At 58.8% G+C, this 18,672-nt stretch carries 15 protein-coding genes and 2 pseudogenes; 10 read left to right on the top strand and 7 right to left on the bottom strand.

What is annotated here, in order from left to right; genetic code table 11:
- The first annotated feature begins 72 nt into the window (after positions 1-72).
- The 7 genes from cyoB (at position 73) to upp (ending at position 7,061) form a co-directional block, all read left to right on the top strand.
- Complete coding sequence (gene cyoB / locus RQI55_RS07075) at positions 73-2,076, top strand: cytochrome o ubiquinol oxidase subunit I (protein ID WP_243256813.1); 2,004 nt, start codon at positions 73-75, stop codon at positions 2,074-2,076.
- A gap of 4 nt (positions 2,077-2,080) precedes the next feature.
- Complete coding sequence (cyoC, locus tag RQI55_RS07080) at positions 2,081-2,707, top strand: cytochrome o ubiquinol oxidase subunit III (RefSeq protein ID WP_042616273.1); 627 nt, start codon at positions 2,081-2,083, stop codon at positions 2,705-2,707.
- On the top strand, positions 2,707-3,120 hold the full coding sequence (cyoD, locus tag RQI55_RS07085; RefSeq protein ID WP_243256812.1) for a cytochrome o ubiquinol oxidase subunit IV: 414 nt from the start codon (positions 2,707-2,709) through the stop codon (positions 3,118-3,120). The genes cyoC and cyoD overlap by 1 nt, the downstream gene beginning before the upstream one ends.
- Positions 3,121-3,240: 120 nt before the next feature.
- Positions 3,241-4,005 carry an SURF1 family protein gene (locus RQI55_RS07090; RefSeq protein WP_243256811.1) on the top strand — a complete coding sequence of 255 codons (765 nt, stop codon included), beginning with the start codon at positions 3,241-3,243 and terminating at the stop codon, positions 4,003-4,005.
- 120 nt (positions 4,006-4,125) lie between these two features.
- The gene (locus RQI55_RS07095) at positions 4,126-5,346 is read left to right on the top strand and encodes a phosphopentomutase (protein WP_311272441.1); all 1,221 of its coding nucleotides are present in this window, start codon (positions 4,126-4,128) and stop codon (positions 5,344-5,346) included.
- Positions 5,343-6,329, top strand: a complete 987-nt coding sequence (locus RQI55_RS07100; RefSeq protein WP_243256809.1) for an adenosine deaminase — start codon at positions 5,343-5,345, stop codon at positions 6,327-6,329. Before RQI55_RS07095 ends, RQI55_RS07100 begins: the two co-directional genes overlap by 4 nt.
- A 102-nt stretch (positions 6,330-6,431) precedes the next feature.
- The gene (gene upp / locus RQI55_RS07105) at positions 6,432-7,061 is read left to right on the top strand and encodes a uracil phosphoribosyltransferase (RefSeq protein ID WP_042616278.1); all 630 of its coding nucleotides are present in this window, start codon (positions 6,432-6,434) and stop codon (positions 7,059-7,061) included.
- 44 nt (positions 7,062-7,105) lie between these two features.
- On the opposite strand, the gene RQI55_RS07110 is transcribed toward upp, so the two are convergent.
- On the bottom strand, positions 7,106-8,602 hold the full coding sequence (locus tag RQI55_RS07110; protein ID WP_243256808.1) for a CoA-acylating methylmalonate-semialdehyde dehydrogenase: 1,497 nt from the start codon (positions 8,600-8,602) through the stop codon (positions 7,106-7,108).
- A gap of 105 nt (positions 8,603-8,707) precedes the next feature.
- Here RQI55_RS07110 and RQI55_RS07115 point away from each other — a divergent pair, with 105 nt between their 5' ends.
- A complete protein-coding gene (locus RQI55_RS07115; protein ID WP_311272442.1) occupies positions 8,708-9,598 on the top strand; it encodes a LysR family transcriptional regulator in 891 nt (296 codons plus the stop codon).
- Here the strand turns inward: RQI55_RS07115 and RQI55_RS07120 are convergent.
- The 5 genes and pseudogenes from RQI55_RS07120 to hutI all read right to left on the bottom strand — a co-directional run bounded on the left by RQI55_RS07120 (position 9,582) and on the right by hutI (position 15,439).
- Positions 9,582-10,147, bottom strand: a pseudogene (locus tag RQI55_RS07120) (HutD family protein). The gene RQI55_RS07115 and the pseudogene RQI55_RS07120 overlap by 17 nt on opposite strands.
- Positions 10,148-10,151: 4 nt before the next feature.
- The gene (hutU, locus tag RQI55_RS07125) at positions 10,152-11,837 is read right to left on the bottom strand and encodes a urocanate hydratase (protein ID WP_243256805.1); all 1,686 of its coding nucleotides are present in this window, start codon (positions 11,835-11,837) and stop codon (positions 10,152-10,154) included.
- Positions 11,834-12,649 carry an N-formylglutamate deformylase gene (gene hutG, locus RQI55_RS07130; protein ID WP_243256804.1) on the bottom strand — a complete coding sequence of 272 codons (816 nt, stop codon included), beginning with the start codon at positions 12,647-12,649 and terminating at the stop codon, positions 11,834-11,836. The genes hutU and hutG overlap by 4 nt, the downstream gene beginning before the upstream one ends.
- Before the next feature lie 2 nt (positions 12,650-12,651).
- Complete coding sequence (hutH, locus tag RQI55_RS07135; RefSeq protein ID WP_243256803.1) at positions 12,652-14,187, bottom strand: histidine ammonia-lyase; 1,536 nt, start codon at positions 14,185-14,187, stop codon at positions 12,652-12,654.
- A pseudogene (gene hutI / locus RQI55_RS07140) lies at positions 14,184-15,439 on the bottom strand (imidazolonepropionase). Before hutI ends, hutH begins: the two are co-directional and overlap by 4 nt.
- An 87-nt stretch (positions 15,440-15,526) precedes the next feature.
- On the opposite strand from hutI, the gene RQI55_RS07145 reads away from it, so the two are divergent.
- A complete protein-coding gene (locus RQI55_RS07145) occupies positions 15,527-16,870 on the top strand; it encodes a formimidoylglutamate deiminase (protein WP_243256801.1) in 1,344 nt (447 codons plus the stop codon).
- 92 nt (positions 16,871-16,962) lie between these two features.
- On the top strand, positions 16,963-17,892 hold the full coding sequence (locus RQI55_RS07150) for a DMT family transporter (RefSeq protein ID WP_243256800.1): 930 nt from the start codon (positions 16,963-16,965) through the stop codon (positions 17,890-17,892).
- A 12-nt stretch (positions 17,893-17,904) separates the two neighbouring features.
- Here RQI55_RS07150 and kduD read toward each other — a convergent pair whose 3' ends face one another.
- Positions 17,905-18,663 (bottom strand): 2-dehydro-3-deoxy-D-gluconate 5-dehydrogenase KduD, encoded by a 759-nt coding sequence (kduD, locus tag RQI55_RS07155; RefSeq protein ID WP_243256799.1) that lies wholly within the window; start codon positions 18,661-18,663, stop codon positions 17,905-17,907.
- Positions 18,664-18,672: the final 9 nt, after the last annotated feature.

An 18,672-nucleotide genomic window follows, 5' to 3' on the forward strand; every position in this document is an offset into this window, starting at 1 on the left:
AATTCAATGACTTGGGAATGTCCGTCTCGTCCAATGGGACGAGCGGCATTCTAAAAATCGCAAGAGGCTAAAATGGTCGTCAATACCGATCAAACGTCATTTCTCTTCGGGAAGCTGACGTGGGACTCCATCCCCATCCATGAGCCCATTCTCATCGTGACCTTTGCGGTCGTGGCGCTGGGTGGCGCAGCCGTTCTGGGCGCGCTCACCTATTTCCGGCTCTGGGGTTATCTCTGGAAGGAATGGTTCACGAGTATCGATCACAAGAAGATCGGTATCATGTACATCATCCTGGCACTCGTCATGCTGATGCGCGGCTTTGCCGACGCCATCATGATGCGTATCCAGCAGGCCATAGCCTCTGGCGGTTCGGAAGGGTATCTGAACGCTCACCACTATGACCAGATTTTCACCGCGCACGGCGTCATCATGATCTTCTTCATGGCGATGCCGATGATCACGGGCTTGATGAACTACATCATACCGTTGCAGATCGGCGCCCGTGACGTCTCGTTCCCGTTCCTCAACAACTTCTCCTTCTGGATGACAACGGCCGGTGCCGTCATCACCATGATCTCGCTGTTCATTGGTGAATACGCACAGACCGGCTGGCTGGCCTATCCGCCACTATCAGGCATTCAGGGAAGCCCGAGCGTCGGTGTGGACTATTACATCTGGGGCCTGCAGATTGCCGGTGTGGGAACGACGTTGTCGGGTATCAACCTGATCGTTACCATCATCAAGATGCGCGCACCCGGCATGACAATGATGCGCCTGCCGATCTTTGTGTGGACCTCGCTGTGTTCCAACATCCTGATCGTGGCCTCGTTCCCGATCCTGACCGGTACGCTCGCACTTCTGACGCTTGACCGTTACGTTGGTACGAACTTCTTCACCAATGATCTTGGCGGCAACCCGATGATGTACGTCAACCTCATCTGGATCTGGGGTCACCCGGAAGTCTACATTCTCGTGCTACCAGCCTTTGGCATCTTCTCCGAGATCGTATCGACTTTCTCCAACAAGCGTCTCTTCGGTTACGCCTCTATGGTCTATGCGACCGTGGTCATCACCATTCTGGCCTATGTCGTTTGGTTGCACCACTTCTTCACCATGGGTTCCGGTGCCAGCGTCAATGCCTTCTTCGGCATCACGACGATGATCATCTCGATCCCGACAGGCGCGAAGATCTTCAACTGGCTGTTCACCATGTATAAGGGTCGCATCACCTTCGATGTGCCCATGCTGTGGGCAATCGGCTTCATGATCACCTTCGTCATCGGTGGCATGACCGGCGTTCTGCTGGCCGTTCCTCCAGCGGACTTCGTGCTGCACAACTCGCTGTTCCTGATCGCCCACTTCCACAACACGATCATTGGCGGCGTGGTATTCGGTGTGCTCGCCGGTATTGCCTACTGGTATCCAAAGGCCTTCGGCTATCGTCTGGACCCATTCTGGGGCAAGATGTCCTTCTGGTTCTGGTTCGTCGGCTTCTACTTCGCCTTCATGCCGCTCTACGTGCTTGGTCTGATGGGCATCACCCGCCGCCTCAGCCAGTTCGAGGACACATCGCTTCAGCCGTGGTTCCTCGTGGCAGCCTTCGGTGCATTCCTCATCGCATTGGGTATCGCATCCTTCATCATCCAGCTCGTCGTCAGCTTCCTGCGTCGCGAAGAACTGCGTGATACCTCGGGCGATCCCTATGGCGGTCGTACGCTGGAATGGTCTACGTCTTCTCCACCGCCTGCCTACAACTTCGCTTTCACGCCTGTCGTGCATGAAATCGATGCCTGGGCGCATATGAAAAAGCACGGCGCCGAGCGCCCCGTCGATGGCTTCATCCCGATCCACATGCCGAAGAATACCGGCACGGGTGTCATCATCAGCGCCATCTCCGTCGTGCTTGGGTTTGCACTGGTGTGGCACATCTGGTGGCTGGCAATTGTCTCTCTGGTGGCCATCATCGGGGTCTCCATTGCCCACACCTTCAACTACAATCGCGACTATTACATCCCCGCATCGGATGTGACGGAAGTCGAAGCAGAACGTACGAAGCTGCTGGCAACTCAGGCGTAAAAGAATGTCTCAAGCACCTGCCCAGAGCGCCAATGGCGCGGAAAAGCCGGTCTTCTACCTGAAGGAAGACCACCACACGGAAAACGGTACATCCATCGGTTTCTGGCTGTATCTGATGAGCGACTGCCTGATCTTCGCAACGCTCTTTGCAACCTATGCCGTTGTCGGCCGCAGCTATGCGGCCGGCCCATCCGGTGCCGATCTGTTCGACCTCAAGCTGGTGGCGATCAACACGGCATTCCTGCTGCTGTCGTCCATCACCTATGGCTTTGCCATGCTGGAAGCGCAGAAGAAGAAGATCAACTCCACGCTGATCTGGCTCGGCATCACCGGTCTCTTCGGCCTGGCGTTCCTCAGCCTGGAACTTTACGAGTTCTACCACCTCATTCATGAAGGTGCGACGCCACAGCGTTCTGCCTTCCTGTCTGCCTTCTTCGCGCTGGTCGGCACGCACGGTCTGCACGTCACCTTCGGCGTCATCTGGCTCGTCACGCTCATGGTGCAGATCAAGAAGTTCGGTCTGCATGGTGCAAATATGCGCCGCCTGACCTGCCTTTCCATGTTCTGGCACTTCCTGGACGTGATCTGGATCGGCGTCTTTTCCTTTGTTTACCTGGTTGGAGTTCTGTGATGGGTTCAAACACACACGAGCATAACCACGACCACGGTCATGACCACGCTCATGATCACGACCATCATGACAGCGGTGAAGATCATGGCTCGTTCAAGAGCTACATGATCGGCTTCATCCTCTCGGTCATCCTGACGGCGATCCCGTTCTGGCTGGTCATGGGCGATGTTCTCGAAAACCGCACGACAACCGTCATCGTCATCATGATCTTCGGCGTGATCCAGGTCTTCGTGCACATGATCTACTTCCTGCACATGAACACCAAGTCGCAGGGCGGCTGGACCTTCATGTCGCTGCTGTTCACGCTTGTGGTGGTCATGATCACACTCGTTGGCTCGCTCTGGGTCATGTACAACATGAACAAGAACATGATGCCGACCATGACGATGGAGCAGATGCGCAACATGCCGTAACCGGCGGCATCTGCCACGATCTAGCGGCCCGCGACAGCGGGCCGTTCCTCTCCGAGAGATACGAAAACCCCATGAATCGGAGAGCGGATTCATGGGGTTTTGTGTTGAGCGAGAAGCCAAATGACCATTCAAAACAAAGAAGCATCGGCTCGAAAGGGCATCCGCCCTGCGGCAATCGCCGTCATGGTCATGACCATCATCCTGACCGGGTGCCTGCTGGTGCTCGGTACATGGCAGGTCAACCGCTTGGCGTGGAAGAAGGATCTGGTTGCTCGCGTCGAAGAACGTGCGCACGCGAGCCCGGTCGAGGCGCCCGCCGCTTCCGAGTGGCCTGCGCTGACGGACCCCGCGCAATATGAATATCGCCGCGTGAAAGTCACCGGCACTTTCCGCCATCAGGATGAGGTTCAGGTCTATACCGTGACGGATCTCGGTCCCGGCTACTGGGTGCTGACGCCGTTGGATCGTCAGGACGGAACCCGGGTCATCATCAACAGAGGCTTTGTGCCAACCGACAAGCGTGATCCATCCACTCGCCCTCAAGCTGAGGTCGAGGGCACGATCGAGATTGTCGGACTGATGCGTGCGCCGGAAACAGGCGGGCTCTTCCTGCGCACCAACGATCCGCAAAATGATCGCTGGTATTCACGCAACATCGCGCAGATCACGGACGCAAAAAAGATCGAGAATGCCGCACCTTTCTACATCGATGCGGATGCGACCCCCAATCCCGGCGGCTTGCCGGTGGGCGGCAAGACCATGCTGACCTTCCCCAACAACCATCTCTCCTATGCCATCACATGGTATATTCTGGCTGGAATGATGGTTGCGGCGGGGTGGTATGTGACGCGCAATCTGAATGCACCAAAAGTGGGCGGTGAGTAACGAGGCGTCTGAACCCCGCCAGCCTCGTGCTTAAATAAAGCATTTCCCCTTTATGCGCTGGGTGATTATATCACCGTGTTGTGAGAGCGGCCGCAAGAGCCGCAGTTTTTGTGGTGATATATGGCACGCGCTTTTCTTCTGCTTCTCGATTCCTTTGGTGTGGGTGGCGCACCGGATGCTGAAGCCTATGGCGATCTGGGATCGAACACGCTTGGCCATATTGCCGAGTTCTGCGCCGCCGGTGCGGCGGATCGAGCAGGCCTGCGCGCTGGTCCGTTGAAGCTGCCAAACATGTCGGCGCTCGGGCTTCTGAATATTGCGCACCTTGCTAGCGGTGAACGCCCGGCGGGAATGGAGCCACCAGAGCGCATCTATGGCCTTCACGGTTGCGCCAGCGAGGTTTCCAAAGGCAAGGACACGCCATCGGGCCATTGGGAAATTGCCGGTACACCCGTTCGGTTCGATTGGGGTTATTTCCCAACTGAGGGCGATGCCTTTTCGCCGGAGCTGGTCGCAGCCATCTGCGCTGAGGGTGGCGTGCCCGGCATCCTCGGCAATTGCCACGCATCCGGCACAGATATTATCGCGCGTTTCGGCGCAGAGCATATCAAGACCGGAAAGCCGATCTGCTACACCTCATCGGACTCCGTGTTCCAGATTGCAGCCCATGAAGAGCATTTCGGCCTTGAGCGGCTAATTGCGTTCTGCCAGACCGTGAGAAAACTTGTCGATCCGCTCAATATCGGCCGGGTCATCGCCAGGCCCTTTACGGGCGAAACACCGGCGACATTCGAGCGAACCGGCAATCGACGCGATTTTTCAGTTCTGCCGCCAGAGCCGACGCTGCTGGACCGGCTTGTCGAGAAGGACCGCAAGGTGCTGGCCATCGGCAAGATCGGCGATATCTATGCCCACCAAGGCGTGTCCCGCGTCATCAAGGCCAATGGCAACGAGGCGCTGATGGATGCGACGCTTCAAGCCATGGACGAGGCGGAGGACGGCGATCTCGTTTTCACCAATTTCGTCGATTTCGACATGAATTATGGCCACCGCCGCGATGTCGCAGGCTATGCGGCGGCGCTCGAAGCCTTCGATGCGCGCCTGCCGGAAATTCATCGCAAGATGCAGCCCGGCGATCTCGCGATCATCACCGCCGACCATGGGTGCGACCCGACATGGCGCGGCACGGACCATACACGCGAGCGCGTGCCGATCATGGCCTTCGGCCCCGGCATCCGCGAACGCAGCATCGGCATCCGCTCGACCTTTGCCGATATTGGCGAGAGCATCGCCGCCCATCTCGATATACCGACCGGTCGCCACGGCAGGAGCTTCATGTGACATCGCACCTTCTGAAAGCCGAGATTCATTGCCATCTGGAAGGGGCTGCACCGCCCGCGCTGGTGGAGGAACAGGCACGGAAATACCGCATCGATACCAGTTCGTTTCTGCGCGATGGCGCTTATGTCTGGTCCGATTTCGCCGAGTTCATCCGATGCTATGATGCCGTGGCCCAGGTTTTCAAGACGGATGACGATTATGCCCGCCTGACCGAGGCCTATCTGACCGAACTGGCGGGTGAGAATACCATCTATAGCGAGTTGATCATTTCTCCCGATCATGGCGACCGCATTGGCCTCGGCGCAGATGCCTATCTGGCTGGCATTGCTGAGGGCATAGCGGTGGCAAAGCAGAAGACCGGCATCGAAGCACGCATCATCGTCACGGGTGAGCGCCATTTCGGTCCCGAAAGCGTCATTGCCGCTGCGGAATATGCGGCCCGGGTCAAGCATCCGCTCATCACCGGCTTCAACATGGCGGGAGAAGAGCGCATGGGCCGGGTGGCGGATTATGCCCGGGCCTTCGATGTCGCCCGCGATGCGGGGCTTGGCCTCACCATTCATGCGGGCGAGGTTTGCGGTGCATTCAGTGTGTCTGACGCGCTTGATCTCATCAAGCCGCCGCGCATTGGTCACGGCGTGCGCGCCATCGAAGATGCTGCGCTGGTTTCTCGACTGGCAGAGCTCGGCACGGTTCTGGAAGTCTGCCCCGGCTCCAACATCGCGCTGAATGTCTACCCGGATTTTGAAAGCCATCCTTTGAAGCGCCTGCGGGATGCGGGCGTTCGCGTCTGCGTCAGTTCTGACGACCCACCCTTCTTCTCCACGTCGCTGGCGCAGGAATATGAGATCGCCCGCCACGCCTTCGGTTTCAGTGACGCCGAGATCAATGCAATGACCCGCACTGCCATCGAAGCGGCCTTTGTGGATGAGGAAACCCGCGCCCGGCTGCTCGTCCTGTTGGATACACCATCTGCTTCATAGAAACAGGCAAGGACGGAGGCGCAAAATGTGCTTCCGGTCTTGCGAAACCGGTTCATTCGGTGAAATACAGAGACATCAGAGATCAAAGAAAAGGCCAGGTTCATGGACGGCGTCACCGTTATCGCTCACCCGCTCGTGCAGCACAAACTTACCATCATGCGCAAGAAGGAAACCTCGACTGCTGGTTTCCGCCGTCTGCTGCGCGAAATATCGACGCTGTTGTGCTATGAAGTGACGCGCGATCTGGAAATGACGCAGGAAACCATCGAAACACCGATGCAGACCATTCAGGCGCCGGTTCTGGAAGGCAAGAAGCTCGTTTTCGCCTCCATCCTCCGCGCCGGTAACGGTCTGCTGGAAGGCATGTTGGAGCTCGTTCCATCCGCCCGAGTCTCGCATATCGGTGTGTACCGCGATCACGATACGCTTGAGGCCGTGGAGTATTTCTTCAAGGCACCCGACAATCTCGATGCACGCCTGATTATCGTTGTGGACCCAATGCTGGCAACGGGCAATTCGTCCATCGCCGCCGTTGATAAGCTGAAGGAACGCGGCGCCAAGAATATGCGCTTCGTGTGCCTTCTCGCCGCCCCTGAAGGCATCAAGAACTTCCGCGAAGCCCACCCGGATGTTCCAATCTTCACGGCCTCCATCGACAGCCACCTGAATGAACAGGGCTATATCATGCCCGGTCTGGGTGACGCGGGCGACCGCATGTACGGCACGAAATAAGCAGTCCATGCGCCCCCGGTCCAACCGGGGGCGCATCATCTCAATTACTTCATCGTCGGCATGACGAATTCTGCACCTGACTTGATGCCAGACGGCCAGCGCGTCGTGATCGTCTTGGTCTTGGTCCAGAACTTGATCGAGTCCGTGCCGTGCTGGTTGAGGTCACCGAAGCTTGATGCCTTCCAGCCGCCGAAGGAATGGTAGGCCAGCGGAACAGGGATTGGCACGTTGATGCCGATCATGCCGATATTGATGCGGCTGGCAAAATCACGGGCGGCATCACCATCGCGGGTGAAGATCGCAACGCCATTGCCATATTCGTGCTTCATCGGCAGTTCCAGGGCTTCTTCATAGTTCCTAGCGCGAACGACCGACAGAACCGGTCCGAAGATCTCCTGTTTGTAGATGTCCATATCCGTGGTCACATGGTCGAACAGGCAGCCGCCGACGAAATAGCCGTTTTCATAACCCTGAAGCTTGAAATCCCGGCCATCGACGAGGAGTTCGGCACCCTGCTCGACACCGCTGTTGATCAGGCCCTGAACGCGGGTCTGTGCTTCCTTGGTGATCAGCGGGCCCATATCGGCCTTGTCGTCTGTGTAGGGGCCGATCTTCAATGCTTCGATCTGCGGGATCAGCTTTTCGATGAGGCGATTTGCCGTGTCTTCACCCACGGGGACAGCAACCGATACCGCCATGCAGCGTTCGCCAGCCGAACCGTAACCGGCACCCATCAGCGCGCTGACGGCCTGGTCGAGATCGGCATCCGGCATAATGATCATGTGGTTCTTGGCGCCGCCAAAGCACTGTGCGCGCTTGCCGTTCATGGCAGCCGTGCCATAAACATAGCGTGCGATTGGTGTGGAGCCGACGAAGGATACCGCGCCGATATCCGGGTTCGTCAGAAGGCCATCAACAGCGCTCTTGTCGCCATTGACGACGTTGAGAATGCCTGAGGGCAGACCGGCTTCGATCATCAGTTCGGCAAGACGGATCGGGAGGGATGGGTCGCGCTCGGAAGGCTTCAGAATGAAGGCGTTGCCGCAGGCGATTGCCGGTGCAAACATCCACATCGGGATCATGCCGGGGAAGTTGAAAGGCGTGATGCCAGCGCCGATGCCAACTGGCTGGCGGATGGAATACATGTCGATGGCAGGGCCAGCACCTTCGGTGAACTCACCCTTGGAAAGATGCGGGATGCCGCAGACGAATTCGCAGACTTCCAGCCCGCGAATAATGTCGCCCTTGGAATCTTCCACCGTCTTGCCGTGTTCGCTCGAAAGAAGCACAGCCAGCTCGTCCATGTGCTGGTTCAGCAGGTCTACGAACTTGAAGAACACGCGGGCGCGACGCTGCGGGTTGGTCGCTGCCCATTTTGGCTGGGCTTTCTTGGCGCTCTCAACAGCTGCCAGAATGTCGGCATCGCTGGCCAGCGAGACCGTTGCCTGCACTTCGCCTGTTGCCGGATTGTAGACATTGGATGTGCGGCCACTGGTGCCGCTCACATGCTTGCCGTCGATGAAATGGCCGATTTCTTTCATGGGTAGTCCTCCAGATTTGATGCCGCACCTTCGCGCTTTGAATTGCACAAATCAATCACCTCGAATAATCATCCGTTGTGCATAAATCGACATTAGGGGTGGGATATGAACTGGGACGATGTGCGCGTATTCCTCAGCGTTGCGCGAAGCGGGCAGTTTCTCGCAGCGGCCAGAAAGCTCGGCGTCAACCATGCGACGCTCAGCCGCCGGGTGTCCGTGCTGGAGGAAGCACTCGGCTGTCAACTGTTCCTGCGCAGCACGACCGGATGCGAGCTGACCGAGGACGGCACCCGCTTTCTGGCCTCGGCGGAACGGATGGAAACGGAAATGCTCGGCGTGCGGGCTGATCTGGGGCGAGGGGATTCGGCCATCACCGGCACGGTGCGGATCGGCGCGCCCGATGGTTTCGGCGTTTCCTTTCTCGCGCCGCGTCTTGGCGCACTGACGGCAATGCACCCGGACCTGAAAATAGAACTCGTCCCTGTGCCGCGATCATTCTCGCTATCACAGCGTGAGGCAGACATTGCCATTACCATTGAGAGGCCCGAGCAGGGCAGGCTCGTTTTGTCCAAACTCACCGATTATTCACTGGGTCTTTATGCGTCGGACGCCTATCTGCGCCTCAATGGAGTGCCAGATACCATCGAGGCACTAAAGCTTCACCGGCGCATCGGCTATGTCGAGGATCTCATCTTTTCGCCATCGCTGAATTATACGGGCGAAGTGATGCGGGACTGGAATGCGAGCTTTGAAATCTCGAGCGCCATCGGCCAGACAGAGGCGGTGCGATCCGGCGCTGGCATCGGCATCCTGCATGATTACATTGCCCGCAATCACCCCGAGCTTACGCGCATCATGCCTGACGTCACCATCCGCCGCTCCTACTGGACGGCGTTTCATGAGAACGCGCGCCAGTTGGCCCGTGTGCGAACTGTCGTGCAGTTTCTTCAGGACATTGTCGCAAGCGAGCGCCACATCTTCAGCCCTGCGGCATGATGCGGATGACGTAGCAAACGGCGTGATTGGCCTCAATTGTCATCGCTTCGACGACCTCGACAGCATCCAGTGCGGCCAGCTCTACCGTCTGGGTCCCCGATGTCGCCAAGGCATCTCCCGTAACAAGCACGAGCACCGTCTCGCTCAAAGTCTGTTTGCTGGCGGAAAAACGCCCCGTCACCCGCTCGACGGTGTGGTGATAGCGCCCGCGCCGGGTCATGACATTGAGGTCGGTCACGGGCCCATCGGGAAGCGTGGCCGCCACTGCAATATCGGCTGCGAAGGACAATGGCAGGCTTGCGCCATTCAGCGCCACGCATTGCCGCCCTCCATCTTCAGCGACAGTCCGGCACCATCCAGAATGGACAATGTGCGATCAATGCCGGGAAAGATGGAGAATGGGCCATCGCTGGCAACCGTCGCCATGCTGATGCGCCAATCGAAGTCATCGACGCCAGCACCGGGTGGAAAGACGGCGATTTCCACCGTCTCCCCACCACCATTCTTCCATGGCATACGCTTGTGGTCGTGCGCGCGGTAGAGCTTCATGGCGTCAGTTGCCTAGAATGCCGGGCAGGCGAAGGCCCTTTTCACGGGCGCAATCTAGCGCGATATCATAGCCCGCATCGGCATGCCGCATCACGCCGGTTGCCGGGTCGTTCCACAGCACACGATCCAGACGCCGTGCTGCGTCGTCTGTGCCATCGGCGCAGATGACGACGCCCGAATGCTGGGAAAAGCCCATGCCGACGCCGCCGCCATGGTGCAACGAAACCCACGTGGCGCCCGATGCAGTGTTCAGCAGCGCATTCAGAAGCGGCCAGTCGGAAACAGCATCCGATCCGTCCTTCATTGCCTCCGTCTCCCGGTTGGGAGAGGCGACGGAGCCTGAATCGAGGTGGTCTCGACCGATCACGACGGGCGCTTTCAGCTCGCCGCTTTTCACCATCTCGTTGAAGGCGAGCGCCAGGCGGTGCCTGTCGCCAAGACCCACCCAGCAGATGCGGGCGGGCAAGCCCTGAAAGGCGATGCGGTCACGCGCCATATCCAGCCAATTGTGCAGATGGGTGTTGCCGGGCGTGAGTTCCTTTACCTTGGCGTCCGTCTTGTAGATATCCTCAGGATCACCCGAAAGGGCTGCCCAGCGGAACGGGCCGATGCCCCGGCAAAACAGCGGACGGATATAGGCAGGCACGAAGCCGGGGAAGGCGAAGGCATTGTCCAGGCCCTCTTCCTTGGCGACCTGGCGGATGTTGTTGCCATAATCGAGTGTCGGGACACCGGCATTCCAGAAATCGACCATGGCCTGAACATGCTGCTTCATCGAAGCGCGGGCGGCAACTTCCACCGCTTTCGGGTCGCTTTCCTGTTTTGCGCGCCATTCACCAACCGTCCAACCCAGCGGCAGATATCCGTGGACCGGGTCATGGGCTGATGTCTGGTCGGTCACGATATCGGGGCGTGGACCGCCAGCCTGCATGCGCTTGACCAGTTCCGGGAATATCTCGGCGGCATTGCCGATCAGGCCGACGGATTTCGCTTCGCCCGCCTTTGTCCATTGGTCGATCAGGTCAAGGGCTTCATCCAGCGTATGGGCCTTGGCATCGACGTAACGGGTGCGCAGACGAAAATCGACGCGGGTTTCATCGCACTCCACCGCAAGGCAGCAGGCGCCAGCCATGACGGCGGCCAGTGGCTGTGCGCCGCCCATGCCACCCAGCCCGCCAGTCAGGATCCATTTGCCCTTGAGGTTGCCTTCGTAATGCTGCCGTCCGGCCTCCACGAAAGTCTCATAGGTGCCCTGCACGATGCCCTGAGTGCCGATATAAATCCACGAACCGGCGGTCATCTGGCCATACATGGCCAGCCCCTTCTTATCCAACTCGTTGAAATGCTCCCACGTTGCCCAATGCGGCACGAGGTTGGAATTGGCGATCAGCACACGCGGCGCATCCTTGTGCGTGCGAAACACGCCAACCGGCTTGCCGGATTGCACCATCAGCGTCTCATCCTCGTTGAGGTCCTTCAGCGTGGCGACGATGCGGTCGAAATCCTCCCAGGTGCGGGCGGCGCGGCCAATGCCGCCATAAACAACCAGATCATGTGGGCGCTCGGCGACATCAGGATCGAGATTGTTCATCAACATGCGCAGCGGCGCTTCGGTCATCCAGCTTTTGGCGTTGAGTTCCGGGCCTCTTGGGCTGCGGACCTCGCGTTCATTGTGGCGTGGATTGTTCATGATGATCTCCCCTTGTCGTTGGCCTGAAGCGCGAAGTCTTCCAGACGCGTCAGAATGTCTTTGAGGTGAATGCGAAGGCGCATCGCCTTTTCGCGGTCATAGGCAAATGGCGGCGTTTGCGTAGTGAGATGGTTGGATTGCGCCAGTTCCATCTGGATGGCGTGAACGCCGGTTTCCGGCTTTCCATAATGGCGTGTTGTCCAGCCGCCCTTGAAACGACCGTTCAGAACGGAGGTGTAGCCTTGCGCCTCCGCCGCACCCTCGCGAACGATGGTTTCGATGGCAGGGTCGCATGTCCGACCCATATCCGTGCCGATGTTGAAATCAGGCAGCGCACCGTCAAACAGGAACGGAATGTGAGAGCGGATCGAGTGGCAATCATAGAGAATGGCGATGCCATGTATGGCCTTCACCCGCGCAATTTCAGCCGAAAGGGCTGCGTGATAGGGCGCGTGAAACTGTTGCAGCCGCTGGGTAATATCCGCCGCAGTCGGTTCTTCGCCCTCGTTCCAGATGGGATTGCCGTCGAAATCCGTTGTCGAAACCAGCCCTGTCGTATTCTGGCCGGGGTAGAGGCTCACACCCGCAGGATCGCGGTTCGCATCGATGACGTAACGGTGGAACGTGGCGCGCACGGTCGTCGCGTCATCCAGCAGTCCGGCGTAGAGATCGTGAATGTGCCAATCGGTATCGGCAATGGTTCTGCCATTGCCGTTCAGCCGTTCCCATATATCCGCTGGCACCTCGGTGCCGGTGTGCGGCAACCCTAGAATGATGGGCGATGACCCATGATGCAGTTCGAAAACAGACATGCTCAGACCTCCAGCTTCGGCAGGATGCCGTCTGAAATGACCGAAATCAGTGCGCCTGACGCGATCAATTCCGATGCGGCTTTCAGATCGGGAGCCATGTAACGGTCATCATCCAGTGAGGGGATGACGCCGCGCAGCACAGCCATCGCTTTTTGCAGCTCCGGGCTGGTTTTCAGCGGTCCGCGCAATTCCACGCCCTGAACGGCAGACAGGGCTTCGATGCCCAGAATGGCAAACAGGTTTTCCGTCATCACCAAAAGGCGGCGCGCGCCGTGGCAGGCCATGGACACGTGGTCTTCCTGATTGGCAGAGGTCGGCGTGGAATCCACAGAGGCCGGGTGCGACATCTGCTTGTTTTCACTCATCAGGGCTGCCGAGGTAACCTCGGCAATCATCAGGCCGGAATTGAGACCCGGCTTTTTCGACAGAAAAGCAGGCAGGCCGTAAGACAGCGCCGGGTCCACCAGAAGCGCGATACGGCGCTGGGCAATGGCCCCGATCTCGCAAATGGCAAGGGCTGTCTGGTCCGCCGCGAACGCAACCGGCTCTGCGTGGAAATTACCGCCGGATACAACGGTGTCATCTGAAAGCACCAGGGGATTGTCGGTTACCGCATTCGCCTCGATCTGCAAGGTTTGGGCGACGTGGCGCAGAAGGTCGAGGCAGGCACCATCCACCTGTGGCTGGCAGCGGATGCAGTAGGGGTCCTGCACACGCTCATCGCCCTCGATATGGCTGACGCGGATCTCGGAACCGTCAAGCAGATTGCGAAGGGCAGCACCGGCATCGATCTGCCCCTTGTGGCCACGCAATGTGTGAATGTCTGGATGGAATGGCGCGGATGAGCCCATGGCCGCATCTGTGGAGAGAGCGCCGGTAATGAGCGCCGCTTGGGCTGCCCGGTGGGTGCGGAACAACCCTGCCAGCGCAAGAGCCGTAGATGTCTGGGTGCCGTTGATCAGTGCCAGACCCTCTTTCGCGGCCAGCACGACAGGCGTCAGACCAGCTTTTGCGAGCGCCTCTGCTGCGGGCATCAAGGCGCCCTCATAAAATGCTTCGCCTTCACCCATCATGACAGCGGCCATATGCGCCAGGGGTGCAAGGTCTCCCGATGCGCCGACCGAACCTTTTTCCGGTATGGCGGGGATGACGCCTTTTTCCAGCATGGCTTCAATCAACCGCACCAGTTCCAGCCGCACGCCGGATGCACCGCGACCGAGCGAAATCAGCTTCAGCGCCATGATGAGCCGCACGATATTTTCCGGCAGGGCCGCACCCACGCCGCAGCAATGGGACAGGATGAGATTGCGCTGGAGTGTGGCGACGTCGGCCGCATCGATCTTGATCGAGGCCAGTTTACCAAAGCCAGTATTGATGCCATAGACAGGAGCATTGCCCGCGGCAATTTCCGCTATGCGTCTCGCAGCTTTTTCAATGCCGGCATCGAAAGACGGATCAAGCTTTGCCGAACCGTTGTTCCAGTAGATATCGGCCAGATCGGCAAGCTGCACGGAGCCGGGGTGGAGAGTGATGGTCATGATGTGATCCGTCCCTTGAAAATACGGGCATGAAGCGGGTTGAACCCGATGCGGTAGACAAGCTCGGCGGGCCGCTCGATATTCCAGATGGCAAAATCGGCGGATTTTCCGGCTTCCAGCGTTCCGGTTTCGCCGGAAAGACCGAGCGCCTTGGCAGCGTTGCGTGTGGTGGCTGTGAGGCATTCCTCGACCGTCAGCCGGAACAGCGTCGCGCCCATATTCATGGTCAACAGCAGCGAGGTCAGCGGTGAGGTGCCGGGGTTGCAATCGGTGGCAAGCGCCATTTCGGCGCCTGCATCACGCAAGGCCTGAACCGGCGGCGCTTTCGTTTCGCGCAATGTGTAGAATGCGCCGGGCAACAGCACAGCAACTGTCCCGGCTTTGGCAAGCGCCAAGGCTCCCGCTTGATCCAGATACTCCAGATGATCGGCAGACAATGCGCCATAGACGCCGCCAGTTGCGAGCCACCCAGATTGGAAAGCTGTTCGGCATGCAGCTTGAGCGGCAAGCCGAGCGACACGGCCTTCTCAAAGACAATGCGCATCTCCTCAACGGAAAATGCGATACCTTCGCAAAAACCATCGACGGCGTCGATCAAGCCTTCGGCATGGCCGCGCTCCATGCCGGGCAAAACAACATCGGCTATGTAATCTGCGTTGCGGCCTTTATAGTCAGCCGGGGTCGCGTGGGCGGCGAGGTAGGTGGTGAGAATACGCACGGGCCGCAACACACCGAGTTTACGCGCCACGCGCAGCATCTTCAGTTCGGTTTCGATATCCAGCCCGTAACCGGATTTGATCTCGATGGTGGAAACGCCCTCGGCCAGAAGCGCATCCAGTCGCGGCAGCGCCTGCGCAACCAGTTCATCCTCTGATAAGGCCCGCGTATCGCGCACGGAAGAAACGATGCCGCCGCCCGCTCTTGAGATGTCTTCATAGCTTGCGCTATTCAACCGCATCTCGAATTCCATGGCGCGGTTGCCGCCAAAAACGAGATGGGTGTGGCAATCCATGAGCGCAGGGCTGATCCAGCGCCCCTTGCAATCAAACACATGGGCGGCGCTTGCATAGTCATTAGGCAGCTCTGCTTCGGGTCCTGCAAACAGGATCCGCCCATTGCGCACGGCAATGGCGCCTTTTTCGACAATTCCGAGATCTGGCGCTGATGGTGCAAGCGTTGCAATCCGGGCGTTGCGCCAGAGAGAAATTGCGGTCTGATCGGTGGTCTGGTCTGGAATGAAGGTGCCAGTCATGCTCAATTTTCCCTTCCCATATGTTTAATATGTATATACATAATAGGTTGCGAGGCAAGAGCCGTCAGTTGAAAATGAGGAGCCGACATGTACCTTCATGCTGAAACCGCTTTCCTGTCAGACGGTTGGGCCAGGAGTATCCGCCTGAAAATCGAGGAAGGGCGGATTGCCTCTGTTGAAAGTGGCGTGGAGGCGGCTGCCGGTGATGAGCGGGTGAAGGTCATCGTCCCGGCCATGCCGAACCTGCACAGCCATGCTTTTCAACGGGCCATGGCAGGCATGGTGGAAACGCGCGGTCCCACGCAGGATAGTTTCTGGAGCTGGCGCACGCTAATGTACCGCTTCGCCCTGACGATGACGCCGGACCAGATGGAAGCGGTCGCCGCACAGCTTTACATGGAAATGCTGGAGGCGGGCTTCGGTCGCGTCGGCGAGTTTCACTATCTGCACCACGATACGGATGGCGGGCACTACGCCAACATCGCCGAGCTTGCAGAGCGCATTGCAAGCGCAGCCGCTGAGACCGGCATCGCGCTGACGCTGCTTCCCGTGCTCTACGCCCATTCCGGCTTTGGCGGGCAGGAGCCTCTTGAAGGCCAGTGCCGTTTTATCAATTCCACCGATGATTTTGCGCGTTTGTTCGAAGGCTGCCAGAAAGCCGCATCTGCACTGCCAAATAGCGTCGTCGGGCTTGCGCCCCACAGTTTGCGGGCTGTGACGTCGGAGCAGCTGGCAATCGCAGCGCAGCTTGCGCCAGACGCTCCCTTGCATATTCACATTGCCGAGCAGGTCAAGGAAGTGGAAGATTGCATCGCTTGGTCCGGACAGCGCCCGGTGCAATGGCTGCTGGAACATGCTGATGTGACGGATCGCTGGTGCCTCATCCACGCCACGCATATGACTGCGGAAGAAACGGCTGCTGTGGCAAGGGCTGGTGCAGTCGCGGGGCTTTGCCCCATTACCGAAGCCAATCTGGGCGACGGCACATTTTCCGCGCCGGAATTTCTCGCCGATGGCGGTGCCTTCGGAATTGGGTCCGATAGCAATGTGCTCATCGGTGTTGCCGATGAATTGCGCCAACTGGAATATTCCCAACGTCTGGCGCAGCGCGCCCGCAATGTGATTGCGCCCGCAAACGGCTCCACGGGGCGCACCCTGTTTGATGCGGCTTTGAACGGTGGCGCACAGGCACTCGGCGCACAATCCGGCATAAGGCAGGGTCATCCGGCAGACTTCGTGTCGCTGAATGTCGATAATGCCCCCTATCTGGAGGGTGATCATCTGCTCGACGGCTGGATTTTCGGCAATCTCGTCAAACCGGATCAGGTCTGGATCAATGGCCGCTCAGTCGTGCGCAATGGCCGCCATGTTCTGCGCGAAACGATCTCGCAACGGTTCCGCCAGACGATGACGCAGCTTTTGTCCGTGTAGAAACTGCGGACACGCTAATACATGTTTCCGCTGGGCTTGACTTGGTGCGGTGGCTCGCCGAGTCATGGGCATTCAGGGAGTTCGAGATTACAATGCCAAAATTCCTCCGCCAGCTTTCGCCCACCGGTATGGGCGTGGCCGTCATGCTGCTCGGCATGCTTTTGTTTGCGCTGAACGACGCCATGGGCAAGTGGCTGGTCTCGACCTATAGTCTGGGGCAGGTCGTGCTGGTGCGCAGTGGCGCTGCCATCATTGTCCTGCTGTTTATTCTTTTGCGTTCGGGGATGACAAAGCTGTGGCGTGTCGAGCGACCCGCGCTTCAGGCTGCCAGAGTGTTTTTCTCCACCGCCGAACTCTTCTGCTTCTATTTCGCAGTGACCGCACTGCCCTTGGCGGATGTCATGACCTATTGGCTGGCGGCTCCCATCTATGTGGCAGCGCTGTCGCCATTTCTGCTGGGAGAGAAAGTCGGCTGGCGCAGATGGACCGCGATTGGCGTCGGTTTTGTCGGCGTGGTGATCGCGCTCCAGCCAAGTTCGGCATCCCTGACCTCTGCCGCGTTGTTCTCGATCCTCGGAAGTGCGGCCTTCGCCTTCATGATGCTATCGGGACGACAGCTGCGAAACACACCGGATACGGTTCTGGCCTTCTGGCAGGTCGTGGGTGCAGGACTTGCGGGCGCCGTGGCGCTGTCCATTGCGCCATCCGGCTGGGTGCCGCTGAAATCAAGCTTTGATCTCTCGCTTCTCGGGCTTTTGGGCATTGTGGCGATGACAGCGCATGTTCTGGTCAATCGCGCCCTCAAGCTGGCCGATGCCGCAACGGTTGCGCCGCTTCAATATACATTGCTGCTCTGGGCGGTGGTGTTTGGCTGGCTGATTTTTGGCGATGTACCCCAGACCAGCATCGTCATCGGTGCGGGCCTGATCGTCTTGTCAGGCCTCTACATTTTTTTCCGCGAGAACGCGCTCAAGCGCCGACAGGCGAGAGCGGCAAACCCGCCCCTCGACGACATCGTTTGAAGGTTTCGGCGCTTAGCGCGCCATCCAGCCACCATCCACGGGCAGAACCGTGCCGTGGACATAGTTTGATGCGGCTGAGGCGAGAAACACGGCCGCGCCGCCGATCTCTTCCGGCTTGCCCCAATGTCCAGCGGGAATGCGCGCCAGAATGGCGGCGTTGCGGTCCGGATCGTTGCGCAGGGCTTCCGTATTGTTGGTGTCGAAATAGCCCGGTGCGATGGCGTTGACGTTGATGCCTTTGCCCGCCCATTCGCAGGCCAGAAGACGCGTCAGGCCCGCAAGTCCGCTCTTGGAGGCGGTGTAGGACGGAATACGAATTCCGCCCTGGAACGATAGCAGCGAGGCGATATTGATGATCTTGCCCGGCTTGCCTTGCGCCACGAGGTGGCGGGCGAAGGCCTGGCTGAGGAAGAACACCGTCTTCAGATTGACATCCATCACCGCATCCCAGTCAGCCTCAGTAAAGTCGAGGGAGTCAGCGCGTTTGATGATGCCCGCATTGTTGACGAGGATATCGGCACCGCCGCAATGGCGCACCGTTTCTTCCATGATTGCGTCGACAGGGGCAATGCTGGAAAGGTCGGCCTTGATGCTGTGGCTTTTCCCACCGATGGCGGCGATCCCATCCTCCGTTTCCGCCATCGAAGAACGTCCAACGAGGACCACGGTCGCTCCTGCACCGGCGAGAGCAATCGCGATGCCCTGTCCAAGTCCCGTATTGGCCCCAGTGACGATAGCTGTCTTGTCGGTCAGGTCGAAGGAAACGGTCATCGGGGATCT

Origin of the sequence: Rhizobium sp. WCS2018Hpa-16 (assembly GCF_031843705.1) — a bacterium.
Taxonomy (GTDB): Bacteria; Pseudomonadota; Alphaproteobacteria; order Rhizobiales; family Rhizobiaceae; genus Agrobacterium; species Agrobacterium tumefaciens_C.

What these genes read in the sequence shown, in the direction of transcription:
- hutH (WP_243256803.1), bottom strand. Translation starts at nt 14,187, where the DNA reads ATGACCATCACTCTCCACCCCGGCTCCGTGCAGCTTGCCGATCTGGCC.
- upp (WP_042616278.1), top strand. Translation starts at nt 6,432, where the DNA reads ATGGACGGCGTCACCGTTATCGCTCACCCGCTCGTGCAGCACAAACTT.
- cyoB (WP_243256813.1), top strand. Translation starts at nt 73, where the DNA reads ATGGTCGTCAATACCGATCAAACGTCATTTCTCTTCGGGAAGCTGACG.
- RQI55_RS07150 (WP_243256800.1), top strand. Translation starts at nt 16,963, where the DNA reads ATGCCAAAATTCCTCCGCCAGCTTTCGCCCACCGGTATGGGCGTGGCC.
- RQI55_RS07090 (WP_243256811.1), top strand. Translation starts at nt 3,241, where the DNA reads ATGACCATTCAAAACAAAGAAGCATCGGCTCGAAAGGGCATCCGCCCT.
- kduD (WP_243256799.1), bottom strand. Translation starts at nt 18,663, where the DNA reads ATGACCGTTTCCTTCGACCTGACCGACAAGACAGCTATCGTCACTGGG.
- hutU (WP_243256805.1), bottom strand. Translation starts at nt 11,837, where the DNA reads ATGAACAATCCACGCCACAATGAACGCGAGGTCCGCAGCCCAAGAGGC.
- RQI55_RS07115 (WP_311272442.1), top strand. Translation starts at nt 8,708, where the DNA reads ATGAACTGGGACGATGTGCGCGTATTCCTCAGCGTTGCGCGAAGCGGG.
- cyoC (WP_042616273.1), top strand. Translation starts at nt 2,081, where the DNA reads ATGTCTCAAGCACCTGCCCAGAGCGCCAATGGCGCGGAAAAGCCGGTC.
- cyoD (WP_243256812.1), top strand. Translation starts at nt 2,707, where the DNA reads ATGGGTTCAAACACACACGAGCATAACCACGACCACGGTCATGACCAC.
- RQI55_RS07145 (WP_243256801.1), top strand. Translation starts at nt 15,527, where the DNA reads ATGTACCTTCATGCTGAAACCGCTTTCCTGTCAGACGGTTGGGCCAGG.
- RQI55_RS07095 (WP_311272441.1), top strand. Translation starts at nt 4,126, where the DNA reads ATGGCACGCGCTTTTCTTCTGCTTCTCGATTCCTTTGGTGTGGGTGGC.
- hutG (WP_243256804.1), bottom strand. Translation starts at nt 12,649, where the DNA reads ATGTCTGTTTTCGAACTGCATCATGGGTCATCGCCCATCATTCTAGGG.
- RQI55_RS07110 (WP_243256808.1), bottom strand. Translation starts at nt 8,602, where the DNA reads ATGAAAGAAATCGGCCATTTCATCGACGGCAAGCATGTGAGCGGCACC.